We start from the raw sequence: 12,786 nt of genomic DNA on the forward strand, positions 1-12,786 counted from the left end.
CGCACAAGAGGAGGGGCCGGAGGATGGTCACTTGGGGCCGAAGGCAGGGACGCGAACCGCGTCCGGACATGCGACGACCCCCGCCGGGGGGGAGAGCGGGGGTCGTCCCCACGGTCCGACTCGGGGGGGGAGGAGCCAGACCGGGTTAGCACGGTCGCGAACGATCCGTGACTTCCATGGTGTACCCGAGAGCCTTCTCAGGCAAACCCACGCGCCACACCTTACGCCGAATGGTGGGCGCATATGCTCGGGGCGTGGAAAATCAGCCCTTGCCGCACTCCTCGCCTCGCACGGCAGCCTTCTTCGACCTGGACAAGACGGTCATTGCGAAGTCGAGCACCTTGACGTTCAGCAAGTCCTTCTACCAAGGCGGCCTGATCAACCGGCGAGCCGTGTTGCGCACCGCGTACACGCAGTTCATCTTCCTGGCCGGCGGCGCCGACCACGATCAGATGGAACGGATGCGCGAGTACCTGTCCGCCCTCTGTAAGGGGTGGAACGTGCAGCAGGTGCGGGAGATCGTCGCCGAGACCCTGCACGACCTCATCGACCCGATCATCTACGACGAGGCCGCGTCCCTGATCGAAGCCCACCACACCGCCGGCCGCGACGTGGTGATCGTGTCCACCTCGGGCGCGGAAGTCGTCGAGCCCATCGGGGAGATGCTCGGCGCGGACCGGGTCGTCGCCACCCGCATGGTCGTGGGTGAGGACGGTTGCTTCACCGGCGAGATCGAGTACTACGCCTACGGGCCCACCAAGGCCGAGGCCGTACGCGAACTCGCGGAGTCCGAGGGGTACGACCTCACCCGGTGCTACGCCTACAGCGACTCGGCCACCGACGTCCCGATGCTCGAAGCCGTCGGGCACCCCCACGCCGTCAACCCCGACCGGGCGCTGCGGCGGGAGGCCGTGGCGCGCGAATGGCCGGTCCTGGTCTTCAACCGGCCCGTGCGGCTGAAGCAGCGCCTCCCCGGACTCTCCATGCCGACCCGGCCCGCCCTGGTCGCCGCGGCAGCTGTGGGCGCGGCGGCCGCCACCGCCGGGCTGGTCTGGTACGCGAGCCGGCGCCGCGCCCACGCGCTCGCCGCGACCCGCTCTGCCTGAATGTCCTGACCTGCACTGATAAGACCTGTCCGGTTCGCCCTTGGTCGTCCCGGAAAGTAAAAACTGGAGCCAGGGGTTTCGCATGGCTCCGAAGCGGAGTACAAATAAAGCAACGGCCCGCGAGACCAAAGAACATCCGAGAGGATCATCTTTAAAACGCAGTAAGGCCCACGGACCGAAGCATGAGCGCCGAGCACCCACGCGACGTCGACCCGTCGATTACGGGCCAGCCGCACCAGGTAACGGGCAAAGACCCCGACCTGATGGGCAACTATCGAGGACGCTTGGTAACTGGGCGTAAATGCCAGCGGCGACACCAAAGCAAGACGGTGTCGCCGCAACCCGTGTCCGGGGCCGAACGGCTGTAACACGCGGATCGGGTGGGTCCGCGGACAGGCGGGGAACGGGCGGGAACGGACGGATCAGGCCGCGCCGCGCTGCAGGGCTTCGCAGACCGCCGTCGACTCCCGGACACCCAGCTCGATCGCCCGGCCGCAGTGGCCGATCCACGCCGACATGCCCTCCGGGGTCCCGGAGACGTAGCCCTCGAAAGCGGCCAGGTAGGCGTCGCTCCCCTGCTCCGCGTGGCCGACCTCCGCCGGACAGATGGCCTTCGGGTCCAGGCCGCTGTTGATCAGGACGATCCGCTCCGCCGCCCGTGCGACCAAGCCGTTGTACGAGGCGAACGGGCGCAGGGCCAGCAGCTCGCCGTGCACCACCGCCGCCGTGATCAGGGCCGGGGCGGAACCGCCCGCGATGATCAGGCGGGACAGCCCGTCGAGGCGGCCCGCCACCTCCTCGGCGCTCGGCAGCGGGAGTCCGACCAGGGGCTCGGTCACCGGTTCGCCCGCCAGCCGGGGACGGCCCACCACGTCGCCGTCCGCCGTCGACCCGCACGCCACCAGGTGCAGCCGCGCCAGGACCCGTAGCGGCGACTGCCGCCAGATGCTCAGCAGTTGGCCGGCCTCCGCCGTCAGCCGCAGCGCCGCGCCCACCGTCAGGGCCTCCGGCTCCGACCCGAAGTCGGTCCGGCGGCGCACCTCCTCCAGCGCCCAGTCCGCGCCGGACAGCGCCGCGCTCCCGCGGGCGCCACGCAGGGCCGCCTCCGAGGTGATCTCACCGCTGCGGCGACGCATCACGCGGTGCCCGTAGACACGGTCCACGGCCTTGCGTACGGAATCGACGGACTCGGCGACACCGGGCAGCCCGGCCAGGGGGGCCAGCGGGTCAGAAGCGCTACTCATAAGTAGGGAGCCTACGCACTGCGCACCCTCGACACCGACCCCTCCTTGGAGTGGTCTTCTTCACTCACCTTGACAACACAGTGCTATCGAACCACTACGCTTGGTGAACATGAAGATCGCTTTCGTAGGGAAGGGCGGCAGCGGCAAGACGACCCTGTCCTCCCTCTTCATCCGCCACCTCGCCGCCAATGAGGCCCCTGTCGTCGCGGTGGACGCCGACATCAACCAGCACCTGGGCGCCGCGCTCGGCCTCACCGAGGAGGAGGCCGCCACACTGCCCGCCCTCGGCGCGCACCTGCCCCTGATCAAGGAGTACCTGCGGGGCTCCAATCCGCGCATCGCGTCCGCCGACACGATGATCAAGACCACCCCGCCCGGCCGCGGCTCGCGCCTGCTGCGCGTCACCGAGGACAACCCGGTCTACGAGGCCTGCGCGCGCACGCTCCTGCTCGACGGGGAGCCCGTACGGCTCATGGCCACCGGGCCGTTCACCGAGGCCGACCTGGGCGTGGCCTGCTACCACTCCAAGGTCGGAGCGGTCGAGCTCTGCCTCAACCACCTGGTGGACGGCCCGGACGAGTACGTGGTCGTCGACATGACGGCCGGCTCGGACTCCTTCGCCTCGGGCATGTTCACCCGATTCGACGTAACCTTCCTGGTCGCCGAACCGACCCGCAAGGGCGTCTCCGTCTACCGCCAGTACAAGGAGTACGCACGGGACTTCGGGGTCGCCCTCAAGGTCATCGGCAACAAGGTCCAGGGACCCGAGGACATCGAGTTCCTCCAGGACGAGGTGGGCGAGGACCTGCTCGTCACCGTCGGGCACTCGGACTGGGTACGGGCGATGGAGAAGGGCCGTCCGGCCTCCTTCGAGCTGCTGGAGGCGTCCAACCGGTTCGCCCTCCAGGAGCTCCAGGACGCCGCCGACGACTCCTACGCGCACCGTGACTGGGCCCGGTACACGGAGCAGATGGTGAGCTTCCACCTCAAGAACGCGGAGAGCTGGGGCAACGCCAAGACCGGGGCCGACCTGGCGGACCAGGTCGACCCCGATTTCGTCCTGCGCGAGGGGGCCGAGGCGCTCGTCAGCCCTCGTTCGCACTCTCCCCGGCCGGCTCCGCAGCCGGCTTGACGCCCGCGGGGGCGGCCGGCTTCGCCGGCGGCCCCGCGGTCAGGAACTTGGCCCAGCCCTCCTTCGGCGTCTCACCGACGTCGAGGCCGCGCATCCACTCCAGGGTCTTCGGGTCCTGCGCGTCCAGCCAGTCAGCCAGCTCCCGGAACGGGACGCAGCGGACCTCCTTCTGGGTGCACATGGTCTTGATGGACTCCTCGACGGCGCGCATGTAGGTGCCGCCGTTCCAGGACTCGAAGTGGTTGCCGATGATCAGCGGTGCGCGGTTGCCCTGGTAGACCCGGTCGAAGGCCTCCCGCAGGCCGTCGCGCATCTGGTCGCCCCAGTAGGCGTGCTGGGAGGGGTCGCCCTGCGAGGTCGTCCCGGACTGGTTGACCATGTAGTTGTAGTCCATGCTCAGCGTGTCGAAGGCGCGCCCCGGCATGGGCACCAGCTGGAGCGGGATGTCCCAGAGCCCGTCCGTCTTCTTGGGCCAGATCTGCTTGCTGATGCCGCTGGAGTCGTAGCGGAAGCCCATGTCCTTCGCGGCCAGCATGAAGTTCTTCTGACCTTCGAGGCAGGGGGTGCGGGCGCCGATGAGCTCCTTGTCGTAGTTGAAGGGCAGCGCCTCCTGGTCCTTCAGACCGGAGTTGGTCTTCCAGTTCTTGACGAAGGACTTGGCCTGGTTGATCTCGCTCTTCCACTCCTCGACGGACCAGGTGCCGACACCGCCGTCCGGGCCGCAGAAGTGCCCGTTGAAGTGGGTGCCGATCTCATTGCCCTCCAGCCAGGCCGCGCGGACCTGGGCGGCGGTGTCCTTGATGCCCTGGAGGTCGCCGAAGCCGATGTCGGAGAGGCCGGACGAGTGCTGGGGCGCCGTATAGAGGGAACGTTTCTCCTCCGGGAGCATGTAGACGCCGCTGAGGAAGTACGTCATGCGCGCGTTGTACTTCTTGCCGACCTCCCGGAAGTGCGAGAAGAGCTTCTGACTGTCCTCGCCGGCCCCGTCCCACGAGAACACGACGAACTGCGGCGGCTTCTCGCCGGGCTTGAGCTTCTGCGGCTTCTGCACGTTCGGCTGCATGCCGGTGTACGCGGTCGAACCGTCGCCGATGGGCCGGTTGACGCTGCCGGGGGCCTCCGGGGCGGCGGGCCCCTTCAATGCGTTCGGGGCGCCGGGAGCCGGGGACTTGACGGGTTCCGAGGTGCTGCATCCGGCGACCCCCAGGACCAGCGCCGTGGCGACCAGGCCGCCGGCGATCTTCTTCGTGGCGACGATCATCCGCCCCACCTCTCCCTCGCAGTTCCATCGCGGGACTTCCGCGCCGCAACGTCCCATGCGGTCCGCTCTGAAGAAGATGTGACAAGCCGTACAAAATGCTTAATCACCCCTGAGTGCTAATTCATAGCCCATTTGCCCGTATTATTCACCGCTCACCTTTACTCTCCATTACCATCCATTTACCGAGTGTTGAGACTCCCGCCGCTTCATCCCTCCCCAGAGGAGACGGGACCCGATGACAGCCACCTCCCCCGCACGCACCGCCCAAGAGATCCGCAAGGACCTTCCCGCAGACTTCTCCGCCTCCATCGCGGTCTTCCTGATCGCACTGCCGCTCTCGCTCGGCATCGCCCTGGCCACCGGCGCCCCGCTCCAGGCGGGGCTGGTCGCCGCGGCGGTCGGCGGGATCGTCGCCGGGCGCCTCGGCGGCGCACCGCTCCAGGTGAGCGGGCCCGCCGCCGGACTCACCGTGGTCACAGCCGAGTTGATCCAGCACTACGGATGGCGCACCACCTGCGCCATCACCGTGCTCGCCGGCGTGTGCCAGCTCGGCCTCGCCGCGCTGCGCACCGCCCGGTCGGCGCTCATGGTCAGCCCGGCCATCGTGCACGGCCTGCTCGCCGGGATCGGCGTGACGATCGCCCTCGCCCAGCTGCACATCGTGCTCGGCGGCAACCCGCAGAGTTCCGCCGTGGCCAACGTCCTCGGGCTGCCCGCACAGTTGGCCGATCTGCATCCCGCGGCACTGGGCGTCAGCACCCTGACCCTCACCGTCCTGCTCGCCTGGCCGTGGCTGCCCGGACGGGCCGGCCGGTTCCTGCGCAAGGCTCCCGCCGCACTGGCGGCGGTGGCCGCGGCCACCGCCGCGGCCGCGCTGTCCGGGCTCGCCCTGCCCCGGGTGGACCTGCCGTCCTGGCGCAGCCATGCCCTGCCCGAGCTGCCCGAGGGCCCCGTCCTCGGCATCCTCGCCGCCGTCCTGACCATCGCCCTGGTCGGCAGTGTGCAGTCCCTGCTCTCCGCGGTCGCGACCGACAAGCTGATCGCCTCCGAGCGGCGCACGGACAAGCGCCCCCCGCGTACCGACCTCAACCGCGAGCTGTGGGGGCAGGGTGCGGCGAACATCGTCTCCGGCGCGCTCGGAGGACTGCCCGTCTCCGGTGTGGCCGTCCGGAGCGTGGCCAACGTCAAGTCCGGTGCGGTCAGCCGGAGATCGACCATGCTGCACGGTCTCTGGGTGGTGCTGGCGGCCGGCCTGCTCGTCCCGGTCCTCGACCTGATCCCGCTCGCCGCGCTGGCCGCCCTGGTGATGGCGGTCGGCTTCCAGATGGTCAGCATCACGCACCTTCGCAGCGTCACCCGGCACCGGGAGGTCGTGGTCTACGGCACGACCATCGTCGCCGTGGTGCTCGGCGGGGTCCTGGAGGGCGTGGCCATCGGTATCGCGGTGGCCGTCGCGCTGGCCCTGCACCGGCTGGCCCGGACCCGGATCACCGTGGAACAGCTGGACGGCGGCGTCCACCGGGTGCGGGCGCGCGGGCAGTTGACCTTCCTCGCGGTGCCCCGGCTGAGCCGGGTGCTGAACCAGATTCCGCACGACCGGCACGCGGTGGTCGAGCTGGACGGCTCGTTCATGGACCACGCGGCCTACGAGACGCTGCACGACTGGCAGGACTCCCACCTGGCGCACGGGGGCTCGCTGGAGGTCACAGGCCGCGCCGGGGCTTCGGCCCGGCGGCCCGAAGCCGCACCCGGAGCGGACTCCGGAGCCGTGCCCGTCGGTGAGCCCGCCGACGGAAGCCGCCACGCGGACCGGTCCCGCCGCGCGCCGCAGCGCGGGGTGCACCAGTGCTGCCGCCCCTGGACTCCGTGGCAGAACCACTGCGACCACCGCCCCGCGGGCACCCGTACGCTCACCGCCGCGGCCGCGGCCAAGGCGGCCGCGGCGGTCACCGAGGCGGAGGCGAAGGCCGCCGGTGAGCAGGCCGCCTCGCCCGCTCCCCGGCGGCGGGGCGCGGGCCAACTGGCCAGCGGGATCGGCGCCTTCCAGCGCGACACCGCCCCCCACGTGCGGGACGAGCTGGCCCGGCTGGCCCGCGAGGGGCAGCGGCCCTCGCAGCTCTTCCTCACCTGCGCGGACTCCCGTCTGGTGACCAGCATGATCACGGCCAGCGGCCCGGGCGACCTGTTCACGGTCCGCAACGTCGGCAACCTGGTCCCGCTGCCCGGCGCGGAGTCCACCGACGACTCGGTCGCCGCGGCCATCGAGTACGCCGTGGACGTCCTGCAGGTGGAGAGCATCACGGTGTGCGGGCACTCGGGCTGCGGGGCCATGCAGGCCCTGCTCAGTTCCACGCCCGGGGCCCCGATGACCCCGCTGCGCCGCTGGCTCCGGCACGGGCTGCCCAGCCTCGAGCGGATGGCCAGCCGCCACCACGCCTGGGCCCGGATCTCGGGCCGGCTCCCGGCGGACGCGGTGGAGCAGCTGTGCCTGACCAACGTGGTCCAGCAGCTGGAGCACCTGCGGGCCCACGAATCGGTGGCCAGGCGGCTCGCCGAGGGCACCCTGGAGCTGCACGGGATGTACTTCCACGTGGGCGAGGCGCAGGCGTATCTGCTGTCCGAGGGCGAGGACTTCTTCGACTGCCGGGTCTTCGACAGCGTGGGTCAGCACGCCTGAACCGATACCCTCCCGTATTCGTGCAATCGTTTGGCCCCTTCCCGCCCCTGCGGCGGGGAGGGGCCATTCGCACTCCGTTCTCGCGCGGGCCGGATCGTGATATAGGTCTAAACCAATTCTCGGCTACCCCTTGTCACCTGGGCCGCTGACTGATGAGCTATGCCCGGGGACACAACGGACACCCTGGGAAAGGGAGATGTCGTGAGCAATGAGAGCCTGGCCAATCTGCTCAAGGAGGAGCGGCGGTTCGCACCGCCCGCCGATCTGGCCGCCGCCGCCAATGTGACCGAGGCTGCGTACACACAGGCCGACGCGGACCGGCTGGGCTTCTGGGCCGAGCAGGCCCGGCGGCTGACCTGGGCCACCGAGCCGACGGAGACGCTCGACTGGACGAACCCGCCCTTCGCGAAGTGGTTCGCGGACGGCAAGCTGAACGTCGCGTACAACTGCGTGGACCGCCACGTCGAGGCCGGCAACGGCGACCGCGTCGCCATCCACTTCGAGGGCGAGCCCGGCGACAGCCGCTCGATCACCTACGCCGAGCTCAAGGACGAGGTCTCCAAGGCCGCCAACGCCCTGACCGAGCTGGGTGTCGCGGCCGGCGACCGGGTCGCCGTCTACCTGCCGATGATCCCCGAGGCGGTCGTCGCGATGCTCGCGTGCGCCCGCGTCGGCGCCGCGCACTCCGTGGTCTTCGGCGGCTTCTCCGCCGATGCCGTCGCCTCCCGCATCCAGGACGCCGACGCCAAGCTGGTCATCACCGCCGACGGCGGCTACCGCCGCGGCAAGCCCAGCGCCCTGAAGCCCGCCATCGACGAGGCCGTCGCCAGGTGTCCGCAGGTCGAGCACGTACTCGTCGTGCGCCGCACCGGCCAGGACACCGCCTTCACCGAGGGCCGCGACGTCTGGTGGCACGAGGTGGTCGGCCGGCAGTCCGCCGAGCACACCCCGCAGCCCTTCGACGCCGAGCACCCGCTCTTCATCCTCTACACCTCGGGGACCACGGGTAAGCCGAAGGGCATCCTCCACACCTCCGGCGGGTACCTCACGCAGGCCGCGTACACCCACCACGCGGTCTTCGACCTGAAGCCGGAGACCGACGTCTACTGGTGCACCGCCGACATCGGCTGGGTGACCGGGCACTCCTACATCGTCTACGGGCCGCTCGCGAACGGCGCCACCCAGGTGATGTACGAGGGCACCCCGGACACCCCGCACCAGGGGCGGTTCTGGGAGGTCGTCCAGAAGTACGGCGTGACCATCCTTTACACGGCGCCGACCGCCATCCGTACGTTCATGAAGTGGGGCGACGACATCCCCGCGAAGTTCGACCTGTCGAGCCTGCGCGTGCTGGGCTCGGTCGGCGAGCCGATCAACCCCGAGGCCTGGATCTGGTACCGCAAGCACATCGGCGGCGACCGCTGCCCGATCGTGGACACCTGGTGGCAGACCGAGACCGGCGCGATGATGATCTCCCCGCTGCCGGGCGTCACCGCCACCAAGCCGGGCTCCGCACAGCGGGCCCTGCCCGGGATCTCCGCCACCGTCGTGGACGACGAGGCGCACGAGGTCCCGAACGGCGGGGGCGGCTACCTGGTCCTCACCGAGCCGTGGCCGTCGATGCTGCGCACCATCTGGGGCGACGACCAGCGGTTCATCGACACCTACTGGTCGCGCTTCGAGGGCAAGTACTTCGCGGGCGACGGCGCCAAGAAGGACGACGACGGCGACATCTGGCTGCTCGGCCGGGTGGACGACGTGATGCTCGTGTCGGGCCACAACATCTCGACCACCGAGGTCGAGTCGGCGCTCGTCTCGCACCCCTCGGTCGCCGAGGCGGCCGTGGTCGGCGCCAACGACGAGACCACCGGTCAGGCCATCGTCGCCTTCGTCATCCTGCGCGGCAGCGCCTCCGAGACCGAGGGCCTGGTCGCGGACCTGCGCAACCACGTGGGCAGCACGCTCGGACCGATCGCCAAGCCGAAGCGGATCCTGCCGGTCCAGGAGCTGCCGAAGACCCGCTCGGGCAAGATCATGCGCCGTCTGCTGCGCGACGTGGCGGAGAACCGCGCCGTCGGCGACGTCACCACGCTCGCCGACTCCTCGGTCATGGACCTGATCCAGAGCAAGCTCCCGGCCGCCGGCAGCGAGGACTGAGGCACGGGCCCACACGGGACACACCGAAAGGGGCACCCGGCGCGCCGCGCCGGGTGCCCCTTTCGCACTTAAAGTGATGATCGCCGGATACGCCCTCGCGCACGCCCTGTAAAATATTGAAAGCGTAAAAAGATCACAGGGTGCGCCGGGAAGTCTGGTCGGCAATGAGCTTCGCCATGCCGTCCATCCGACCCCGGAGGTGTCCCCTCGTGGCCGCGCCCAGCCCCACCGACCACAAGAGCCGCAAGCTGCTCGGCCGCCTCTCACTGCCCGAGCTCCGCTTCGTCGGCGACGCCCTGCGCGCCGAGACCGTGGGCGGAGTCCTGCTGCTCGTGGCCGCGATCGCCGCCCTCCTGTGGGCGAACATCCCCGCCATCTCCGCGAGCTACTCCAGCGTCCGGTCCTTCCACATCGGCCCCGCCTCCCTCGGCCTGGACCTCTCGCTCCAGCACTGGGCGGCCGACGGGCTCCTCGCCGTCTTCTTCTTCGTCGCCGGCATCGAGCTCAAGCGCGAGCTCGTCGCGGGCGATCTGCGCGACGCCAGGGCGGCCGCGCTCCCGGTGATCGCCGCCCTGTGCGGCATGGCCGTGCCCGCGGTGGTCTACGTGCTCGTCAACGTCCTGGGCCACGGCTCCACGGACGGCTGGGCCGTGCCGACCGCCACCGACATCGCCTTCGCGCTCGCCGTCCTCGCCGTCATCGGCACCTCACTGCCGTCGGCCCTGCGCGCCTTCCTGCTGACCCTCGCGGTCGTCGACGACCTCTTCGCCATCCTGATCATCGCGGTGTTCTTCACCAGCGACATCGACTTCCTCGCGCTCGGCGGCGCGTTCACGGGACTCGCCCTCTTCTGGTTCCTGCTCCGCCGGGGCGTCCACGGCTGGTACGTCTACGTCCCGCTCGCCCTGGTCATCTGGGGCCTGATGTACAACAGCGGCGTCCACGCCACCATCGCCGGCGTCGCCATGGGCCTGATGCTCCGCTGCACCCGCCGGGACGGTGAGCAGCACTCCCCCGGCGAACGGATCGAGCATCTGGTCCGCCCCCTGTCGGCCGGTCTCGCCGTCCCCCTCTTCGCCCTCTTCTCCGCCGGAGTCTCCCTCTCCGACGAGGCCATCGCCCAGGTCTTCACCCGGCCCGAGACCCTCGGCGTGGTGCTCGGCCTCGTCATCGGCAAGACGGTGGGCATCTTCGGCGGCACCTGGCTGGCCGCCCGCTTCACCAAGGCCGAGCTGAACGAGGACCTCGCGTGGCCGGACGTACTCGCCGTGGCCTCGCTCGCCGGCATCGGCTTCACCGTCTCCCTCCTGATCGGCGAACTCGCCTTCGCCGACGACCCGGTCCTCACCGACGAGGTCAAGGCGGCCGTCCTGATCGGCTCCCTGATCGCCGCCGTGATCGCGTGCGTCATGCTCAAACTCCGCAACCGCAGGTACCGGGCGCTCACCGAAGCCGAGGAGCGCGACGAGGACCACGACGGCATCCCGGACATCTACGAGGAGCACAACCCCGCGTACCACCTGCGGATGGCCGAGATCTACGAGGAAAGGGCCGCGGAACACCGCCGCAGGGCCGAGACCGAGGCCGCCACCGCCCTCCAAACCGCAGCCGGGTCCACCAACGACGGCGACCGTCCGGCATGATCTGACTGACGACGCAGGACAGCCGCGCCGACCGGCAGCAGACGACAGAGGGAGAGAGCGATGAGCGCAGTGGACCAAGAGGCGCAGGGAGCCGAGCTCACACTCGGCCAGCTGGTCGCCTCGGCCACCGCCGAGATGTCCGCGCTGGTGCACGACGAGATCGCCCTCGCCAAGGCGGAGATCCGCGAGGACGCCAAGCGCGTGGGCAGCGGCTCCGCCTCCATCGCCGCCGCAGGAGTGTTCGCGGTCTTCTCCCTCCCGGTGCTGACCTTCGCGGCGGCCTACGGGATCCACAACCTCGGGCTCGGACTCGCGTGGTCCTTCCTCATCGTCGGCAGCGCGTTCCTGCTGATCGCGGGCGTGCTCACGCTGATCGCCGTACGGAAGTTCAAGAAGATCAAGCCGCCGGAGAAGTCCATCGCCTCCGTCAAGCAGACCGCCGCGCTGGTCGGGACCGTCAAGCCGCACCCGCGGCCGGTGAGTGACAACGCTGTGGGTGTGGCACGCTCGTCCTCATGACAGCGCCCACGCCGGACTCCAGCGTTCCTCCCACAGCTGCCACGGCGGTACGGCTCGACCTCCCCGGCGGGCGGGTGGTGACCCACCGGGACGTCGCCGCGAACGGCGCCCGGTTCCACGTCGCCGAGCTCGGTGACGGGCCGCTGGTGCTGCTGCTCCACGGCTTCCCGCAGTTCTGGTGGACCTGGCGGCACCAGATGACCGCGCTCGCGGACGCCGGGTACCGGGCGGTCGCGATGGACCTGCGCGGCGTGGGCGGCAGCGACCGCACCCCGCGCGGCTACGACCCCGCCAACCTCGCGCTCGACATCACCGGAGTCGTACGGTCCCTCGGCGAGCCGGACGCCGCGCTCGTCGGGCACGACCTGGGCGGGTACCTGGCCTGGACGGCGGCCGTGATGCGGCCCAAGCTGGTGCGCCGGCTCGTGGTGTCGTCCATGCCGCATCCGCGCCGCTGGCGCTCGGCGATGCTGTCGGACTTCGGCCAGACCAGGGCGAGTTCGCACATCTGGGGCTTCCAGCGGCCCTTCGTTCCCGAGCGGCAGCTCGTCGCCGACGGCGGAGCGCTCGTAGGGGAGCTGATCCAGGACTGGTCGGGTCCGCGGCCGCCCGAGGAGGAGGATCTGGCCGTGTACCGGCGGGCCATGTGCATCCCGTCCACCGCGCACTGCTCGATCGAGCCGTACCGCTGGATGATGCGGTCGATGGCGCGGCCCGACGGGATCCAGTTCAACCGGCGGATGAAGCGTCCGGTGCGGGTGCCCACGCTGCATCTGCACGGTTCGCTCGACCCGGTGATGCGTACCCGCAGCGCGGCCGGGTCCGGGGAGTACGTCGAAGCCCCTTACCGGTGGCGGCTGTTCGACGGCCTCGGGCACTTCCCGCACGAGGAGGACCCGGTCGCCTTCTCCTCCGAACTGGTGAACTGGCTGAAGGACCCCGAGCCGGACCGCTGACGGGACGACCGCCCCCTGAACCGGGGGCAGTTCGATCGCGCGATTGTCTTACGAGCATTCAATTGCCTGGCGCATAGGCCAATTGGCCGCG

General features: G+C 70.2%; 9 protein-coding genes. 7 read left to right on the forward strand and 2 right to left on the reverse strand.

Features of this window, described 5'->3' with window-relative positions; genetic code table 11:
• Positions 1-230 precede the first annotated feature (230 nt).
• Positions 231-1,106: an HAD family hydrolase gene (locus tag Sspor_RS20635; protein WP_051778799.1), complete on the forward strand. Its 876-nt coding sequence runs from the start codon at positions 231-233 to the stop codon at positions 1,104-1,106.
• Positions 1,107-1,528: 422 nt separating this feature from the next.
• Here the strand turns inward: Sspor_RS20635 and Sspor_RS20640 are convergent, their stop codons facing one another.
• Positions 1,529-2,350, reverse strand: a complete 822-nt coding sequence (locus Sspor_RS20640; protein ID WP_202200454.1) for a Fic family protein — start codon at positions 2,348-2,350, stop codon at positions 1,529-1,531.
• Positions 2,351-2,459: 109 nt separating this feature from the next.
• Here Sspor_RS20640 and Sspor_RS20645 point away from each other — a divergent pair, with 109 nt between their 5' ends.
• Complete coding sequence (locus tag Sspor_RS20645) at positions 2,460-3,482, forward strand: ATP-binding protein (RefSeq protein ID WP_202200455.1); 1,023 nt, start codon at positions 2,460-2,462, stop codon at positions 3,480-3,482.
• On the opposite strand, the gene Sspor_RS20650 is transcribed toward Sspor_RS20645, so the two are convergent.
• Positions 3,436-4,743, reverse strand: a complete 1,308-nt coding sequence (locus Sspor_RS20650) for a polysaccharide deacetylase family protein (RefSeq protein ID WP_202200456.1) — start codon at positions 4,741-4,743, stop codon at positions 3,436-3,438. The two genes, Sspor_RS20645 and Sspor_RS20650, sit on opposite strands and share 47 nt — an antisense overlap.
• A gap of 235 nt (positions 4,744-4,978) precedes the next feature.
• On the opposite strand from Sspor_RS20650, the gene Sspor_RS20655 reads away from it, so the two are divergent.
• From Sspor_RS20655 to Sspor_RS20675, 5 genes are all read left to right on the forward strand, one after another.
• Positions 4,979-7,420 (forward strand): SulP family inorganic anion transporter, encoded by a 2,442-nt coding sequence (locus Sspor_RS20655; RefSeq protein WP_202200457.1) that lies wholly within the window; start codon positions 4,979-4,981, stop codon positions 7,418-7,420.
• Between the two features lie 159 nt (positions 7,421-7,579).
• On the forward strand, positions 7,580-9,577 hold the full coding sequence (acs, locus tag Sspor_RS20660; protein WP_202200458.1) for an acetate--CoA ligase: 1,998 nt from the start codon (positions 7,580-7,582) through the stop codon (positions 9,575-9,577).
• Between the two features lie 209 nt (positions 9,578-9,786).
• Positions 9,787-11,220 (forward strand): Na+/H+ antiporter NhaA, encoded by a 1,434-nt coding sequence (nhaA, locus tag Sspor_RS20665; RefSeq protein WP_202200459.1) that lies wholly within the window; start codon positions 9,787-9,789, stop codon positions 11,218-11,220.
• A gap of 60 nt (positions 11,221-11,280) precedes the next feature.
• Positions 11,281-11,739, forward strand: a complete 459-nt coding sequence (locus tag Sspor_RS20670) for a phage holin family protein (RefSeq protein ID WP_202200460.1) — start codon at positions 11,281-11,283, stop codon at positions 11,737-11,739.
• Positions 11,736-12,695, forward strand: coding sequence for an alpha/beta fold hydrolase (locus Sspor_RS20675; protein ID WP_202200461.1), 960 nt, complete (start codon positions 11,736-11,738; stop codon positions 12,693-12,695). The genes Sspor_RS20670 and Sspor_RS20675 overlap by 4 nt, the downstream gene beginning before the upstream one ends.
• Positions 12,696-12,786 lie beyond the last annotated feature (91 nt).

Origin of the sequence: Streptomyces spororaveus (genome assembly GCF_016755875.1) — a bacterium.
GTDB classification, from domain to species: Bacteria; Actinomycetota; Actinomycetes; order Streptomycetales; family Streptomycetaceae; genus Streptomyces; species Streptomyces spororaveus.

Coding starts and splice junctions, on each gene's coding strand:
- Sspor_RS20635 (WP_051778799.1), top strand. CDS start 231: ATGGTGGGCGCATATGCTCGGGGCGTGGAAAATCAGCCCTTGCCGCAC.
- Sspor_RS20640 (WP_202200454.1), bottom strand. CDS start 2,350: ATGAGTAGCGCTTCTGACCCGCTGGCCCCCCTGGCCGGGCTGCCCGGT.
- Sspor_RS20645 (WP_202200455.1), top strand. CDS start 2,460: ATGAAGATCGCTTTCGTAGGGAAGGGCGGCAGCGGCAAGACGACCCTG.
- Sspor_RS20650 (WP_202200456.1), bottom strand. CDS start 4,743: ATGATCGTCGCCACGAAGAAGATCGCCGGCGGCCTGGTCGCCACGGCG.
- Sspor_RS20655 (WP_202200457.1), top strand. CDS start 4,979: ATGACAGCCACCTCCCCCGCACGCACCGCCCAAGAGATCCGCAAGGAC.
- acs (WP_202200458.1), top strand. CDS start 7,580: ATGCCCGGGGACACAACGGACACCCTGGGAAAGGGAGATGTCGTGAGC.
- Sspor_RS20670 (WP_202200460.1), top strand. CDS start 11,281: ATGAGCGCAGTGGACCAAGAGGCGCAGGGAGCCGAGCTCACACTCGGC.
- Sspor_RS20675 (WP_202200461.1), top strand. CDS start 11,736: ATGACAGCGCCCACGCCGGACTCCAGCGTTCCTCCCACAGCTGCCACG.